Below are 15,324 nucleotides of genomic sequence, written 5' to 3'. Positions count from 1 at the left end.
GATGACCCGGCCTACCTCCCGACCGGTACCACTCACGCGAGGTCGGCGAGGCGGGCGCGTACATCGGCGGCCTCGTCGCGGATCTTCGCCCGCTCGGTCACGGTAAATCGACGAACCTGCAGCGCCAGGACCGCCTCGGCTCCCGCGCGGGGCAGGCCGAGAAGATCTGCGACGGCGGTCCGCGCATCGTCAACGGTCTCCGAGGCTTCCACCACGGCGAGGACCTCGGCGCGCCGGTCGAGTCCGGCCTCGATCGCGGATAGGATCTCCAACCGTTCGGCGAACACGGCGCGCGTCTGCTCCGGGTCCGGCTGCGGCACCGGTTCGCCGCCCGTCGGCCATCCGAAGAGTTCCTCGTCGATGGCGCCCGAAGACAGTCCGGCGACGGCGACGGACGCCTCGTTCGCCGAGGCGAGCCCGACGACCACTCCGGTCTGCGCGTCGATCGCCACGGTGAGCTGCGCATCGGGCCCCGCACCGGGTCGGCCCAGGCCGACCGTCCATGACGCCCGACCGTCCAGGGTCGTCTCGACCGGGTCGGTGAGGGCGCCGATCTCCCGAGTCATCTTGTGCAGCATCCCGTCGGGTCCGATGAGATCCATCGGACCGAACCCGCCGGTCACCCAATTCATGGCGAGTCGGCGCCCTTTGACGGCCTGCACCATCCGACCGTCGCGCCCTCGGTAGTACGCCGTCTCGCCGTCACTGATGTGCTGCACTTCGCCGTCGCGTTCGATGCGCCACCGTCCGCCGCCCGCGTGCCAGAAGTCGAGGATGTCGACGCCGTCCGGCGAGGTCGAAGTGAGCCTCCCCGAGAACGAGATCATGGCCGCGGCTGCATTTCGGCCTGCCAGTTCGGGCCACGTCGGGGTGCTCATGGAGTCAGGGTACGACGCGACGAGAAGCCACGCAGGCGCAGACTGTTCGCGACGACGAACACCGAGGACAGCGCCATCGCCAGACCCGCCATCATCGGGTTGAGCAAGGCAGCGGCAGCGAGCGGGATGGCCGCGACGTTGTACGCGAACGCCCAGAACAGGTTGCCCTTGATGGTTCCGAGAGTCTTGCGCGCCAAGGCGATCGCGTCGACTACCGCCCACAGGTCTCCGCTGACCAGCGTCAGGTCGCTGGCTTCGATCGCGACATCGGTACCGGTGCCCATCGCCAGGCCCAGGTCGGCCGACGCCAGGGCCGCGGCGTCGTTGACGCCGTCGCCGACCATCGCGACCACGCGACCGTCGGCTTGCAGGCGAGCGACCGCGTCGACCTTGCCCTCCGGTCGCACGTCGGCGATCACGGCGTCGGCGTCGATCCCGACCTGTGCGGCCACATGCTTCGCCGCTCCTTCGTTGTCGCCGGTCAGCAGGACCGGTCGCAGTCCCATCCGCTTGAGTTCGGCGATCGCGGCCGCCGACCTCGGTTTCACCGTGTCGGCGACGACGATGACTCCGACGGCCTCGCCTGCGCGACTCACGACCACGGGCGTGCCACCCCGCGCCGATGCGTCGTCGATCGGCGCCCGCAGACCCTCGTCCAGCGCCCCGCGCACATCGCGCGGCCCGGTCACCGATACCTCGCGACCGTCGATCACCGCGGTGACACCCGCGCCTGCGAGGTTCGCGAACTCGGTCGCCTCGGGCAGATCGAGTCCTTCGGCGAGGGTTCCTTCCGCGTGGCGCACGACGGCTCGACCGATCGGATGCTCGGACCCTGACTCAACGGCGGCGGCCCACGCGAGCATCTCGTCGGCGTCGACGCCGTCGGCCGCGATCACGTCGACGACAGCCATCTCGCCGGTCGTGACGGTTCCCGTCTTGTCGAGGACGACTGTGTCGATCCGTCGGGTGGACTCGAGCACCTCGGGACCCTTCAACAGAATCCCGAGTTGCGCGCCTCGTCCCGTGCCGACCATGAGGGCCGTCGGCGTGGCCAGACCGAGAGCACACGGACATGCGATGACCAGGACAGAGACGGCCGCGGTGAAGGCCAGAGCTGCACCTGCACCGACGCCGAACCAGAATCCGAGGACCGCCGCCGCGATCGCGATGACAGTCGGAACGAAGTACGCCGACACCCGGTCCGCCAGTCGTTGGACCTGGGCTTTACCCGCCTGTGCGTCAGCGACCATCTTCGCCATGTTGGCCAGGGCCGTGTCCGATCCGACCGCCGTGGCGTCCACTTCCAGTCGGCCGTGCGCGTTGACGGTCCCACCGACCACAGCGTCGCCGACTGCGACCTCGACCGGAACCGACTCCCCCGTCAGCATCGACTGGTCGACTGCGGACGCACCGGAGACCACGACACCGTCGGTCGCGATCTTCTCGCCAGGTCGGACGACGAAACGCATTCCGGTCGCCAGTTGATCGATCGGGACCGACTGCTCGCGTCCGTCACGGACGACGGTCACGTCCTTCGCTCCGACCTCGGCGAGCGCGCGCAGCGCGTCGCCCGCCCGGAGCTTGGAACGCTTCTCGAAGTACCGGCCGGCCAGCAGGAACGTTGTGACGCCTGCAGCGGCTTCCAAATAGATGTTCGACGCTCCGTCGCCGCGCGAAGCGATCAGATCGAATCCGTGCCGCATGCCGGGGACACCGGCGTCGCCCCAGAACAGCGCGTAGAGGGACCATCCGAACGCGGCGATCGTGCCGACCGAGATCAGCGTGTCCATCGTGGTGGTGCCGTGTCGCAGCCCGGCGAACGCCGCGCGGTGGAACGGCAGCGCTCCCCAGACGACGACGGGTGCGGCCAACGTCAACGACAGCCACTGCCAGTTGGTGAACTGCCAGGCAGGCACCATCGCCAGCACGATCACCGGGACGGTCAGGATCGCCGACACGATGAGCCTCTGACGCAGGGCCGCGACCTCGCGTTCGGCGCGGGACGGCTCCGGCTCGCCGCCGGGATCGGACCCGGCGGGCATCACGCGTGTCGCGTCGTATCCGGCTGCGCGGACGGTCTCGATCAGGTCGTCGGGGCTCACCGATTCGTCGTGCGCGACGTGCGCCTGCTCGGTCGCGTAGTTGACGGTGGCGCTCACTCCGTCGAGTTTGTTGAGCTTGCGTTCGATTCGGTTGGCGCACGACGCACACGTCATGCCGATCAACTCGAGATCGACTTCGAGGCCCGTGTCGACGGCGTTCGTCATGACCAGACCTCCTGGTGGTGCGCCGCACCGTGATTCATCGTGGGCGCGTGGTTCGGTGCGGGATCGGTGTCCCACGGGCCGACGGCGCGACCGACTCCGAACGCGAGACCGAAAGCGACCGCAAGCCCGACGACGAACGCGGCGATCCGCACGCCGGGACGCGACAGCGCGTTCATCGGACTGTGTAACCGGCTTCGGTCACCGCGGCGCCGACCTCGGACGGATCCAAGGCCGATTCGCTCGTGATGTCGACGCGTCCGGACTCGACGTCGACGGCGACGTCGGTGACACCGGCGATCTCGCTGATCTCCTCGCGCACGGACGCGGCACAGTGTCCGCAGGTCATTCCGTCGACGGCGATGGTGGTGGTCTCACTCATGGTGTCTCCTTTTGTTGTCGGTACGGGTCAGGACTTGACCAGGCGGGTGATGGCTTTCATGGCCTCGGCGACCTTCTCGTCGGCGGCCTCGTCGCCTTCGCGAGCAGCGGAGACGACGCAGTGACTCATGTGATCGGAGAGGAGGGCGAGGCTGACGGACTCGAGAGCCTTCGTCATCGCCGACACCTGGGTCAGGATGTCGATGCAGTAGACCTCTTCTTCGACCATCCGTTGCAGACCGCGCGCCTGCCCTTCGATGAGTTTGAGCCGTCGAAGGTAGCCGGCCTGATTGCCGATGTAACCGTGGTGGCCGCTGCTGCCGGCCGCCTGCTCATGACAACTGGTGTCCGCTTCGTTGTTCTCTGGCATGGTCACCAACCTCTCCGATACCCCCTGGTGGTATCTAGACATACTCCGGAAACGGAAATCTGTCTACCCCATGGGGGTATACCGAAGTGGGCGTTCCACCCCGAAGGCGCAGACGCGCTCGCGCTATTTCCCGAAGCGGTCGGCCAGCCGGCCCAACGACGACGCCATATCGCGCAACGCCTCGCTGATCGCGTGCGTGTCGTCCGCTCCAGGGTTGGCGCGCAACCGATCTGCGGCGTCGCGGACGGCTTCGGTCATCGCCTTCACGTCCTCGCCGGACACGTGCTCGTTCGCCGGGACGGCGCTGCGGGCAGGGCCGGAGATCGGTCGCAGCGTGGTCGGCACTCCGATCCGGACCGGATCACCGTTCGATGCGATGACCTGCAGAATCGACGTGGTCAGCACATCATTCGAGGTCGGCCTGACCTCCATGCTCGACGCGTCCGGGTCATCACGATAGACCACAGTCGTCGCGCCGCCGGGCGTGTCCTCGCCCAGCGACGGCTCGTACTCGTTGACGACCTTGACCGGCTGGTGCTGCCGAGGCGCGCCGTCGGAGTCCTCGCCGATATCGGCGGGTTCGAATCGTGTCGGCCCACTCGCGACCGGCGCGACGTCCACGTCCTCGATCGTCGGCGCGTCGTGCGAGGCCACGAATCCCTCGACGACGGGGGGTTCGACGATCGGGACTTCAGCGGCGGGAGCAGACCCGTCGGATGCGTCGAACGCACCGAGCTCAGCGAACTCGACCTCCTCAGCGTCGACGTCCAGAACCGGCGCCTCTGGAACCGGAGTCTGTGGAACCGGAGTCTGCGGGCCGGGAACGCACGGGACATGAGAGTCCGACGACCCGACGTCGATGCTGGTCTGAGCGTCGGGGACCGTCCACCCGCCGCTGTTCGGAGCCACGACCGGTGCGTCCTGGGGCGCGAGAGACGGGAGTTCGGCGAACAGTCGGTCCATCGCGGACACGCCGGCATCTGACGACCATTTGGCGCTTTCGGTCGGCGTCTCGGGTGCGTGGTTCGGCCATCCGGCCGGTGTGGGCAGCGCCGGGAAACGGTCCGTCGTCGGCTCGGGGTCGAGGTCGAACGCGGACGGTGCGGACCACGGTTGGGTGGGCGGGAAGCCACGGCTCCCGGGCCCCATAGCCGGGCCTGACGCCACCGGGTCCGTCGGCGCGGGTGCGAACTGTGCAGGCTGCGGCGGTGCGGGAGTGCCCTGCGGGGGCCGACGGTCCAGCGGCGACGGGGCGCCGCCGACTGTGATCTCGGGGATTCCTGGATAGCGGTGCGGCCCACTGTGTCCCAAGTAGTAGAGGCACGGCGTCCCGTCGAGTTCGACGATCGGGCACGGATCCTCGTCGCGAAGCATCTGTGCGCCTCGGGCGAAGTCGCCCCACACGAGCCAACGACGCCGCCCGTGGTGCGCCTGGGCGCCATCGGACGCGTGCGCTCCGGGATGCCCTTCGCGCAGAACACACCCGACGAGCCATTCGCTGTCCGCGCCGAGGCCGAGGGCTGCCCGCTCATCATGGGTGGCGACGATCGACGACCAGCACCGGCCACCACTCATGGACACACCCCTATCATCACGGACTCCATGCAGTCTACGGAGCTTACCGACGCGACACTAGGACCTCGGCCAGATGCGGCGCCCGATGTCCAGTGGCCGGTGCCTGGTGTTCGGTGTCTGGGCCTAGTACCCGGCCGGCACACCGATCTCGTGCGGCACGTCGACCTCGGCGGCCGGCATGATCTCGCCCTCGACGAGGGCGAAACTCCGTGACACGCCGACCGGTGAGCGTTCTGGAAAGTCGGTGCGCGCGTGGCAGCCGCGCGACTCCTCACGAGCTCGCGCTGCGGCGACGATCGCCTTCGCCGTAAGCAGCAGCGCGGCGTCTTCGGCCGCACGAAGGTCGTCTCGCCGCCGCTGCGCGGCACCGTGCAGCAGTGACGCGACCTCGGCCAACCCCCGCGCGTCACGATCGAGCGCCACCTTGCCGGACATCGCGTCCTGCAAGCTCGCCCGGTCCATGATCGGGGCTACGCCCAGATCCGGTACGCCGATCTCACGAATCGGCAGCACCGCACGCTCGACGGCCTGCGCAGCTGCTTTGCGTCCTATCACGAGGCCTTCGAGGAGACTGTTGGAGGCGAGCCGATTGGCACCGTGTAAACCGGTGCGCGCGGTCTCCCCGGCCGCGAGCAGTCCCCGCACCCCGGTGCGGCCGTCGACGTCCGTGACGACGCCGCCGCACAGGTAGTGCGCACCGGGTACCACCGGCAGCAGACCTCCGCCGATGTCCAGACCCGACGCACGGACACCCGCGGTCACCGTCGGGAAGCGTTCTTCGAAGCCGTCGACCCCGGTGATGTCCAGGTAGACGCTGTCGGCGCCCGTGCGCGCCATCGCAGCACGCACGGCGCGGGCCACGACATCGCGCGGCGCGAGATCGCCGAGGCGGTGGACGCCGTCGGTCACCGACCGACCGTCGGCGTCGACGAGTCGACCGCCTTCCCCGCGGACCGCCTCGCTGACCAACGTGCGGCGCCCCCGTGCACCCGGAATGAACAGCATCGTCGGGTGAAACTGCACGAACTCGAGGTCTGCGACGCGGGCTCCGGCGCGCAATGCGAGCGCGATCCCGTCCCCTGTCGCCCCCGACGGATTAGTCGTGGCGGCGTAGACGTGTCCGATACCGCCTGTCGCGATCAGGACCGTCGGAGCCCACAGAACCGAGCGGACCCCGTCGTGCACGTAGGCCGCTCCGGACACGGCGCCGTCGGCGGTCAGTACGTCGGACGCCCAACAGTCGTCGAGCACGGTGATCGGCGAGCGGCCGACCGCGACGCCGAGGGCGGTCTGGACTCGGGCGCCCGTCGCATCGCCGCCGACATGAATGATCCGCCGGACGCTGTGTCCGCCTTCCCTGGTGCGCAGGAACTGACCGCCCGATGAATCGAAGTCCGCACCCCGATGGACGAGCTGAGTCACCGCGGGCCAGCCGTCGGCGAGAATCGGCTCGGTGGCGACAGGGTCGGTCAGACCGGCGCCCGCACCCAGGGTGTCGGCCACGTGAAGCCCGATCGAGTCCTCGGCGACTGCCGGGTCGACCACAGCGATCCCGCCCTGCGCATAGAACGTCGACGTCGAGTGCTCGCGTGACCTGTCCCCCTGTGCCGCGCTCCCCTGTGCCGCACTCGACTGGGACCCTTTATTGAGGACCACGACATCGAGTCCGTGTTCGGCCGCCGACAACGCCGCCGTCAGTCCGGCGATGCCCGCACCGATCACGACGAGGTCGGCGCGCTGCTGGGTTCGGGTCATCTCGATCCTTCGCATCCAATTTTCGACTGATGGTCGAAAACTAGTCTCGACGCTAGTCCGCTGCCCCGCGCCGAGGCAACGCCCAACCGCCGCGGGCCGGTTGCGTCCCACGCCCGCATCGGGGAGAGCCGGTGTCGGGCGCGAGTCAACTACACTCCACAATGGTGATGACCATGAAAGAAGACGTGGGGAACGAGGACGCGGAGGCCGTGCGCGGTCAGCTGCCCTCGGTCTCAGCAGTCGCCGAGGCGGGGCGCTTCACCTCCACCGCCGGGCACACCGTCTTCGGCGTCGGACGCTTCCTCGCCGGAGGGATCGGCGGCCTGCTGCGCGGACACGCCCCCGCCGCCAAGGACGTCGCCCACGAAGTCCGCCGCACCTTCGAGCACTTGGGCCCCACCTACGTGAAACTCGGCCAGCTCATCGCCTCGAGCCCCGGAGTATTCGGGCCGACCATGGCAGGTGAGTTCGAGACCTTGCTCGACAAAGTTCGGCCCGCCGACTACGCGGACCTGCGCCGCGTCTTCGTCGAAGACCTGGGCGCCACGCCGGACGAAATCTTCGCGACGTTCGACGAGACGCCGATGGCGTCGGCGTCCATCGCCCAGGTCCACGCCGCGACGCTGCGCACCGGCGAAGACGTGGTCGTCAAGATCCAACGACCGGGGATCGCCGACCGCCTGGCGCCCGACGTCGCAATCCTCGAACGACTCGCCGGCCTGTTGGAGATCTCCGAGTACGGCCGGATGCTCTCAGCCAGGCACGTGGTCGAGGACTTCGCGGACGGACTGGACGCCGAACTCGACTTCCGTAACGAGGCCGCCACGATGGGCCAGTGGTTCGAGTGCCTACAGCCGGGTCCGTTCGGCGACCGAGTGCGCGTCCCCCACGTCTACGACGATCTGACGACGCGTCGCGTGATGACGATGGAACGGATCTACGCCACCCGCATCGACGATGTAGCCGCAGTCCGCGCCGCAGGCCACGACGGTGAAGCGCTGTGCCGCAACCTTCTCCTCTCCCTGCTGGACTCGGCGTTCCACGGCGGCCTCTTCCACGGCGACCTGCACGCGGGCAATGTCCTCGTCGACGACGACGGCAAGCTCGTCCTCCTCGACTTCGGAATCGTCGGACGGTTCGACGCCCGGACGCGGCGGATCCTGCGGCAACTCGTCGTCGACCTGATCGTGAAGCAGGACTACGACTCCGCGGGGCGTGCGATCTTCCTACTCGGAGCCGTCCACAAGCCGGGTTCCACACAGAAGGGCGCCGACGATCTGCGGACCGTCACCACACCGTTGTCGACCGCCGAACTCGGCTCGATGAGCTACACCGATCTCGGGAGGCAGATGGCAGCGGTCGCGAAGGCACACGACGCTCGTCTGCCGCGTGAACTCGTGCTCGTCGGCAAGCAACTGCTATACGTCGAGAAGTACATGAAGCTGCTCGCACCGCGTTGGAAGGCGATCAGCGACCGTGAGATCTACGGATACATGGCCGGAATCCTGAAGGAAGCCGAACGCGACCGGCGGGCGCGCCATGCCTGACCTCGTCGACACCCCCGACCCTGCACTCTCGATGAGGAGCCGAACCACGTGAAGCGCGTCCTAACCGCACTGATGGCATTCCTCGGCGTCGCGTGCATCGCGGCGGCGATCGCGTTGCCGACGTATCTCGTCCCGAAGCTCAAAGTGGTCCCGCTCGACCTCGACATCACGTCGGTCGCCGAGACCGTGGCGCCCGACGGCGAGACCGGCGACCGGTACCCGGCGCGCATCTTCGACCGATGCTCAGTCTCCGAGCGCCGCGCCGCCGTGTACGACGCGCACCTGACGCAGCAGCGTCGCTCGGTGATCGTCGACCCATCCGACGAGAAGCAGGCCACCCTGCAGTCGGCTCAGACCGTGCGCATCGATCGGGTCCGCGACAAGGACGGCAAAGAACGCGAGTTGTCGATGGCGACCGGCGGCGAGCTCCCCTGCGACGACGCGCTCCTGACGGCGACCGTCGACCGTGTGTCGGTGGACCGTAAGACGTCCGTGCCCAACGGCGCAGTGAGTTCGCTGCAGCTCGAAGCCGTCCCCGAGGGCGGAAACGTCGAGGATGCATCGGTGAAACTGGAGAACCGTAAGGGTTTTCAGTACAAGTTCGGTTTCGATGTCGGCAAACGCGACTATTACTACTACGACTCGAACAGTCGCCAGGACTCGATCGCGAAGTTCGTCGAGGAACGCAAGATCGACGGCGTCCAGACGTACCACTTCGTCGCCGACGTCCCGGAGAAAGACCTTTCCGACCTCCCCAATGCCGAAGGCGACGCCGCTCTCGGCACGATCTTGAACATGCCCGCACGGTGGTGGGGCATCTCGGGCAAGGGTGTCAAGAGTCGCGACCCGGTGGAGATGCACCGCTACGCGAAGGCCACTCGCCACGTCTACGTCGAGCCGACCACCGGCACGATCGTCTACGGCTACGAAGACCAGCACCAGTACTTCAAGTCGCCGGATCAGAGCGAGGAGTCTCCCGCACCGATCCGCGACTTCGAGATGGACGCGTTGAACGCCTCCTTCAAGTGGTCGGATGAGACCGTCCAGGCGCAGGCCGACCGCGCCAAGCACTACCTGCGACTCCTCGACTGGGGTGGCAAATACGTGCCGATCGCACTCGGTGTCCTCGGCGTCCTGCTCATCGTCGGCTGGGCGATCCTCGTCTGGCGTGGCCGCACGGCCGACGGAAAGGCCGACGGGCAGGGACCGGACGGCAATGGGCCTGACGGCGACGGACCCAACGGTGACGGACCCGATGGCGACTACCCGACGGATCCGAACGCCTCGTATGCGTACTCGGGGTCACACGAGGCGACGACGGCCATCCCGGCCGTCTCATCCACCGACGACACCACAGTGATGCCTGCACAGGACACCGCACAGGACCCGTATTGGTCGCAGCCGCCGGCCGACGAGACGGCGACCTCGGCCTGGAGCCAACCCGAGCAGGGCCAGACGGACCACAATCACGTGGCCCCGAGCCCCGCGGACGAGACGGACACCGGCTCCTTCCGCCCGATCGCTGATCCCACCCGCCCGATGCCCGACTACGACGGGTACCAGCGACCGGAGTAGGGGGCCGAGGCCGCTCTCCTGCCCAAGAATTCGGGGGCAGAAGAGCCGTCAGCGTCGGGCGACGGACCGGCCGGCCGCACGGCCGGAGAAGATGCAGCCGCCGAGGAAGGTGCCCTCGAGTGCGTTATAGCCGTGCACGCCGCCGCCGCCGAAGCCCGCGACCTCGCCCGCTGCGTACAGGCCGTCGAACGCGGAGCCGTCGGGGCGCATCACCTGTGACTCGAGGTTGGTCTCGAGACCGCCGAGCGTCTTGCGCGTGAGGATGTTGAGTCGGACGGCAATCAGCGGCCCGTGCGCGGGGTCGAGCAGGCGGTGCGGTTTCGCGACGCGGACCACCTTGTCGCCCAGGTAGTTCCGGGCGTTGTGAATGGCCATCACCTGAGCGTCCTTGCTGTACCCGTTCTCCATCTGCGCATCGCGCGAGGAGATGGTGCGTTCGAGCTCCTGCAGGTCGATGTGTCCGCCACGACCGATCTCGTTCATACCGTTCACGAGCTCGGGCAACGTGTCCCGGACGACGAAGTCGACACCGTGCTGGGTGAACGCCTCAACCGGCCCCGGCATCCCCTTGGCGAGGCGACTCTTCGCGGCGACCTTCAACGACTTCTCGGTGATGTCGGGGTTCTGCTCGGAGCCCGAGAGCGCGAACTCCTTCTCGATGATCGAACTGCTGAGCACGAACCACGAATAGTCGTAGCCGGTGGACAGGATCGCCTTCATCGTCGAATTCGTGTCGAAGCCGGGAAAGTTGGGTGCCTCGAGGCGGTTCCCGTTCGCGTCGAGCCACAACGACGAGGGGCCGGGGATGATGCGGATCGCGTGATCGGACCAGACGGGATCCCAGTTCTGGATGCCCTCGGTGTAATGCCACATGCGGTCGCGGTTCACGATGTTGCCGCCCGCGGTCTCGGTGATCGCCAGCATCCGGCCGTCGACGTAGTCGGGCACTCCCGAGATCATGAACTCGGGAGCCGGACCGAGTCGGTCGACCGGCCAATTGCGTCGGATGAGGTCGTGGTTGTGGCCGATGCCGCCCGACGTGACGATCACCGCGCCGCCACGGATCTCGAAGTCGTCGATCTCCACGCGCGACGACGGGACGCCTCGCTCCGTGCTGCTGGGTTCGAGCACCCGGCCGCGCACCCCGACCGTCGCACCGTCGGCCACGATCAATTCGTCGACGCGGCGACGGAACGCGAAGTTGACCAGCCCTCGTTTCTCGGCCTCGAGGACCGGTTCGAGGAAGACACGCACCACCTCGGGGCCGGTTCCCCAGGTCAGGTGGAAACGCGGCACCGAGTTTCCGTGCCCGTCGGCGAAACCGCCACCGCGCTCGGCCCAGCCGACGACCGGGGTGAACCGCAGTCCCAGGTCGTGCAGATACTGACGTTTGACGGTCGACGCGAAGTCGACGTAGGCGCGCGCCCACTGTCGCGGCCAGTAGTCCTCGTCGTCGCGGTCGAACCCCGCCGATCCCATCCAGTCCTGGAGGGCGAGCTCGGGAGAGTCCTTGATGCCGAGACGACGCTGCTCAGGACTGTCGACCAGGAAGATACCGCCCAACGACCAGAAGGCCTGACCGCCGAGGTTCGCCCGATTCTCCTGGTCGACGACGGTGACGCGTTTGCCCGCCTTCGTCAGTTCGTAGGTGGCGACCAGTCCCGCCAGCCCGGCTCCGACGACTACGGCGTCGGCATCATCGGAAGTGTTCACGTGTTCCCCTGTCTTCGCGCGCTGACCATCGCGCACATCACATCGCGACTCTACCGTTTCTCCGGCATCGCGAATCCGACGAAGGCGGCGAGCATCACCGTCGATCGACTGCAGCGGTTCGACCACTGCAGGTCAGTCACACCCGCCCCATACGTCACAACCTGATTTCAACCTGTTCTCAGCTTTGGACAGACGGTCACAGTTCGATTACGCTCACCAGCGAACGGGGGTCAGGGCCGTACGGCTCAGACATTTTTCTACCTCGGCCGCGCGTGCGTGGCCACCGACAGAAGGACTTACGCATGCTCGCTAGCGCCCGCAAGCGCTTGACGGCCCTTGTACTGACGGCCGCTGCCGCCACCGCAGGCACGCTCGTCGCCGTCGCTCCCGCACCGCAGGCCGCGGCCGCAGGTACCGTCGAACAGGTCTACTCGAAGGCGATGCACCGCAACGTGCCGGTAAAGATCGTTCAGGGCAACGGCGGCGGTTCCAAGCCGACGCTCTACCTCCTCGACGGACTTCGCGCACCGAACAACACCAGCGGCTGGCTGCAGAACACCAACGTCGACAACTATATGGCCGGCAAGGGCACCAACGTCGCCATTCCGTTCGGTGGAGCAGGCAGCTTCTACACGAACTGGGAGCGCCGCGACCCCAAGCTCGGCCTCAACAAGTGGGAGACGTTCCTGACGAAGGAACTGCCCGCCTACATGAAGGCCAAGCACCGCAGCGACAACCGTCGTAACGGCATCGCGGGTCTGTCGATGTCCGGCACCGCCGCGCTGAACCTGGCGTCGCGTCACCCGAACTTCTACAAGGCAGTCGCGTCCTACAGCGGATACCCGACCGTCACCATGCCGGGCTTCGGCCAGGGCATCCAGGCCTCGGTCGCTGAGATGGGCGGCAACCCGACGAACATGTGGGGCATCTGGCCCGCAGGCGAGTGGGGGGCCAACGACCCGTTCCTGACTGCAGGCAACCTTGCAGGCAAGCGCGTCTACGTCTCTGCAGGCACCGGAGTGGGCTCCAAGTACGACTCCTCGCTCACCCCGGGAAGCGGCAACTTCAACCCGACCAAGTTCGCGCAGATGGTTCCGCTCGAGGTCGCCGCGTCGACCAGCTCGCGGCTGTACATCGGACGTCTGGCGACTGTTCCGGGCGTCAAGCTGACGACCAACATCACGCCCGACGGCGCGCACTGGTGGGACTACTGGGAGGCTCGCTTCAAGCAGTCCTGGAACACCACGTTCCGCCCGGCGTTCTTCTGAGGGTCTCGACTCCGCTCGACCAGCCGTAAGGCTCGACGAGCAGCGGTAAACCGACTTCGGCCGGCGTCTCCTGACGGGGACGTCGGCCGAAGTCGTATGTTGTCGCTAGTGTTGAGAGCGTGGGAACCGGACAGCACATTCTGACTCGTAAGACTCCATCGGCGATGTTTCTGGTCATGACGATCGCCGACGACGGCGAAGACGCGGTGCGTGAGAGCATCAGCGGGCTGGCAGACCTGGTCACGACGGTGTCGTCTCGGGCTCCGGAAGCGACGCTGTCGGCGGTCATCGCGGTCGGCTCGGACGCGTGGGACCGACTGTTCAGCGGTCCGCGACCGGCACTGCTGCACCCGTTCATCGAGTTGACCGGCGACGTGCACACAGCTCCGTCGACACCCGGCGATCTGCTGCTGCACATCAAGTCCGACCGCATGGACCTCGCATTCGAGGTCGGCCGCCTGTGGACGGACTCGATCGGCGACGCCGTCACGGTGATCGACGAGGTCCACGGCTTCCGGTACTTCGACATGCGCGACCTCATCGGTTTCGTCGACGGAACCGAGAACCCGACCGGCGACGACGCGGTCGATGCGATCGTCGTCGGCGACGAGGATCCCGACTTCGCAGGCGGCACCTACGTCGCGGTCCAGCGGTATGTGACCGAACTCGCCGAATGGAATGCGCTATCGGTGGCCGACCAGGAAGCCGCGATCGGCCGCACTAAACTGGCCAACGTCGAGTTCGATGACGACGTGAAACCGACGAACTCCCATATCGCACTGAATGTGATCGAAGACGAGGATGGCAACGAGCTCGACATCGTGCGCGACAACATGCCCTACGGCAAATTCGGCGGCGCCGGGGAGAGCGGCACCCTCTTCATCGCCTATTCGAGGACTCCCGACATCACCGAGCAGATGCTTCGCAACATGTTCATCGGCGACCCGGAAGGCAACCACGACCGTTTGCTCGACTTCACGACCGCGGTCACCGGGAGCCAGTACTTCGCGCCGACCATGGAGTTCCTCGAGGACCCGCCGCCGGCGCCCGTCCCCGACGACGAGGAATTGGCCGACGGCCCCGCCCCATCCGACGGATCGCTCGGCATCGGCTCGCTCCGCTGACTCCCGCAACCATCACGACCACCACGACTAACGAACGTAGAAGGGAACACCCGATGAGCAATCTGCACCGCGAATTGGCTCCGATCTCCAGCGCCGCATGGGCCGAGATCGAAGAGGAGGCGAGCCGTTCGTTCAAGCGCAACGTCGCCGGCCGGCGACTGGTGGACGTGAAGGGCCCGCTCGGTCTCGACACTGATTCGGTGACCATCGGCCACCGCACGAAGATCGACTCGCCCGCCGACGGCATCTCGGCCTACCTGCGGAACGCGCAGCCCCTCGTCGAACTCAAGGTTCCGTTCACCGTCACCCGCGAGGCGATCGACGACGTGGAGCGCGGCGCCGCCGACTCCGACTGGGACCCCGTCGTCAAGGCCGCGCGCGAGCTCGCGCTCGCCGAGGACCGCGCGATCTTCAGCGGATACGCCGCAGCCAACATCACCGGGCTCGGCGACGGCGCCGCCAACATCGCGTTGCCCGACGACGTCCGCGAAGCCACGGACGCGATCAGCCAGGCCATGAACAAGCTGCGGCTGGCCTCCGTCGACGGGCCGTACTCGCTCGCCCTGTCGGCCGACCTGTACGCACAGGTCAACGAGACGTCGAACCACGGATACCCGGTGCGCGAGCACCTGCGCCGCATCCTCACCGACGGCGAGATCGTCTGGGCACCCGCGATCGACGGCGCCTACCTGGTCTCCACGCGCGGTGGCGACTTCGAACTCACCATCGGCCAGGACGTGTCGATCGGCTACGACTCCCATGACGCCGACGTGGTGAACCTGTACTTCACCGAGTCGTTCACGTACCTCACCTACACGCCCGAGGCTGCCGTCGCACTGCGCTGAGACGAGGAAAACCCATCGTCTGATCGAAG

General features: G+C 67.3%; 13 protein-coding genes. 5 read left to right on the top strand and 8 right to left on the bottom strand.

The features are described 5' to 3' along the window. Window positions 1-32: 32 nt before the first annotated feature. From ACTIMF_RS11260 to nadB, 7 genes are all read right to left on the bottom strand, one after another. The gene (locus ACTIMF_RS11260; RefSeq protein WP_442350377.1) at window positions 33-878 is read right to left on the bottom strand and encodes a hypothetical protein; all 846 of its coding nucleotides are present in this window, start codon (window positions 876-878) and stop codon (window positions 33-35) included. Then, entirely contained in the window at window positions 875-3,145 is a 2,271-nt protein-coding gene (locus ACTIMF_RS11255) for a heavy metal translocating P-type ATPase (RefSeq protein ID WP_442350376.1), read from the bottom strand. Before ACTIMF_RS11255 ends, ACTIMF_RS11260 begins: the two co-directional genes overlap by 4 nt. Further along, window positions 3,142-3,321 (bottom strand): hypothetical protein, encoded by a 180-nt coding sequence (locus tag ACTIMF_RS11250; RefSeq protein WP_442350375.1) that lies wholly within the window; start codon window positions 3,319-3,321, stop codon window positions 3,142-3,144. The genes ACTIMF_RS11255 and ACTIMF_RS11250 overlap by 4 nt, the downstream gene beginning before the upstream one ends. Beyond that, complete coding sequence (locus ACTIMF_RS11245; RefSeq protein WP_442350374.1) at window positions 3,318-3,524, bottom strand: heavy-metal-associated domain-containing protein; 207 nt, start codon at window positions 3,522-3,524, stop codon at window positions 3,318-3,320. The genes ACTIMF_RS11250 and ACTIMF_RS11245 overlap by 4 nt, the downstream gene beginning before the upstream one ends. 27 nt (window positions 3,525-3,551) lie before the next feature. Further along, window positions 3,552-3,893: a metal-sensitive transcriptional regulator gene (locus tag ACTIMF_RS11240; RefSeq protein WP_442350373.1), complete on the bottom strand. Its 342-nt coding sequence runs from the start codon at window positions 3,891-3,893 to the stop codon at window positions 3,552-3,554. A gap of 123 nt (window positions 3,894-4,016) precedes the next feature. Further along, on the bottom strand, window positions 4,017-5,468 hold the full coding sequence (locus tag ACTIMF_RS11235; protein WP_442350372.1) for a hypothetical protein: 1,452 nt from the start codon (window positions 5,466-5,468) through the stop codon (window positions 4,017-4,019). A 123-nt stretch (window positions 5,469-5,591) separates the two neighbouring features. Next, a complete protein-coding gene (nadB, locus tag ACTIMF_RS11230; protein ID WP_442350371.1) occupies window positions 5,592-7,223 on the bottom strand; it encodes an L-aspartate oxidase in 1,632 nt (543 codons plus the stop codon). Between the two features lie 167 nt (window positions 7,224-7,390). Between nadB and ACTIMF_RS11225 the strand changes: the two genes are divergently transcribed. Next, complete coding sequence (locus tag ACTIMF_RS11225; RefSeq protein WP_442350370.1) at window positions 7,391-8,770, top strand: ABC1 kinase family protein; 1,380 nt, start codon at window positions 7,391-7,393, stop codon at window positions 8,768-8,770. Between the two features lie 48 nt (window positions 8,771-8,818). Then, window positions 8,819-10,345 (top strand): porin PorA family protein, encoded by a 1,527-nt coding sequence (locus ACTIMF_RS11220; protein ID WP_442350369.1) that lies wholly within the window; start codon window positions 8,819-8,821, stop codon window positions 10,343-10,345. Between the two features lie 48 nt (window positions 10,346-10,393). Here the strand turns inward: ACTIMF_RS11220 and ACTIMF_RS11215 are convergent, their stop codons facing one another. Further along, a complete protein-coding gene (locus tag ACTIMF_RS11215; protein WP_442350368.1) occupies window positions 10,394-12,058 on the bottom strand; it encodes an FAD-binding dehydrogenase in 1,665 nt (554 codons plus the stop codon). Window positions 12,059-12,360: 302 nt separating this feature from the next. Between ACTIMF_RS11215 and ACTIMF_RS11210 the strand changes: the two genes are divergently transcribed. The 3 genes from ACTIMF_RS11210 (at window position 12,361) to ACTIMF_RS11200 (ending at window position 15,295) form a co-directional block, all read left to right on the top strand. Then, complete coding sequence (locus tag ACTIMF_RS11210; protein WP_442350367.1) at window positions 12,361-13,326, top strand: alpha/beta hydrolase; 966 nt, start codon at window positions 12,361-12,363, stop codon at window positions 13,324-13,326. Window positions 13,327-13,445: 119 nt separating this feature from the next. Then, window positions 13,446-14,450: a Dyp-type peroxidase gene (locus ACTIMF_RS11205; protein ID WP_442350366.1), complete on the top strand. Its 1,005-nt coding sequence runs from the start codon at window positions 13,446-13,448 to the stop codon at window positions 14,448-14,450. Window positions 14,451-14,503: 53 nt separating this feature from the next. Next, window positions 14,504-15,295, top strand: a complete 792-nt coding sequence (locus ACTIMF_RS11200) for a family 1 encapsulin nanocompartment shell protein (protein WP_442350365.1) — start codon at window positions 14,504-14,506, stop codon at window positions 15,293-15,295. Window positions 15,296-15,324: the final 29 nt, after the last annotated feature.

Source organism: Gordonia sp. (in: high G+C Gram-positive bacteria), from assembly GCF_052106715.1.
Classification (GTDB): domain Bacteria; phylum Actinomycetota; class Actinomycetes; order Mycobacteriales; family Mycobacteriaceae; genus Gordonia.
Note: the sequence above shows the minus strand (reverse complement) of the source record. Positions and strands in the feature narration are given on the sequence as shown.

Bases quoted from the DNA above. Each gene is read 5' to 3' on its own strand.
- nadB (WP_442350371.1), bottom strand. From the start codon at position 7,223: ATGACCCGAACCCAGCAGCGCGCCGACCTCGTCGTGATCGGTGCGGGC.
- ACTIMF_RS11235 (WP_442350372.1), bottom strand. From the start codon at position 5,468: ATGAGTGGTGGCCGGTGCTGGTCGTCGATCGTCGCCACCCATGATGAG.
- ACTIMF_RS11255 (WP_442350376.1), bottom strand. From the start codon at position 3,145: ATGACGAACGCCGTCGACACGGGCCTCGAAGTCGATCTCGAGTTGATC.
- ACTIMF_RS11245 (WP_442350374.1), bottom strand. From the start codon at position 3,524: ATGAGTGAGACCACCACCATCGCCGTCGACGGAATGACCTGCGGACAC.
- ACTIMF_RS11200 (WP_442350365.1), top strand. From the start codon at position 14,504: ATGAGCAATCTGCACCGCGAATTGGCTCCGATCTCCAGCGCCGCATGG.
- ACTIMF_RS11225 (WP_442350370.1), top strand. From the start codon at position 7,391: ATGACCATGAAAGAAGACGTGGGGAACGAGGACGCGGAGGCCGTGCGC.
- ACTIMF_RS11250 (WP_442350375.1), bottom strand. From the start codon at position 3,321: ATGAACGCGCTGTCGCGTCCCGGCGTGCGGATCGCCGCGTTCGTCGTC.
- ACTIMF_RS11210 (WP_442350367.1), top strand. From the start codon at position 12,361: ATGCTCGCTAGCGCCCGCAAGCGCTTGACGGCCCTTGTACTGACGGCC.
- ACTIMF_RS11240 (WP_442350373.1), bottom strand. From the start codon at position 3,893: ATGCCAGAGAACAACGAAGCGGACACCAGTTGTCATGAGCAGGCGGCC.
- ACTIMF_RS11260 (WP_442350377.1), bottom strand. From the start codon at position 878: ATGAGCACCCCGACGTGGCCCGAACTGGCAGGCCGAAATGCAGCCGCG.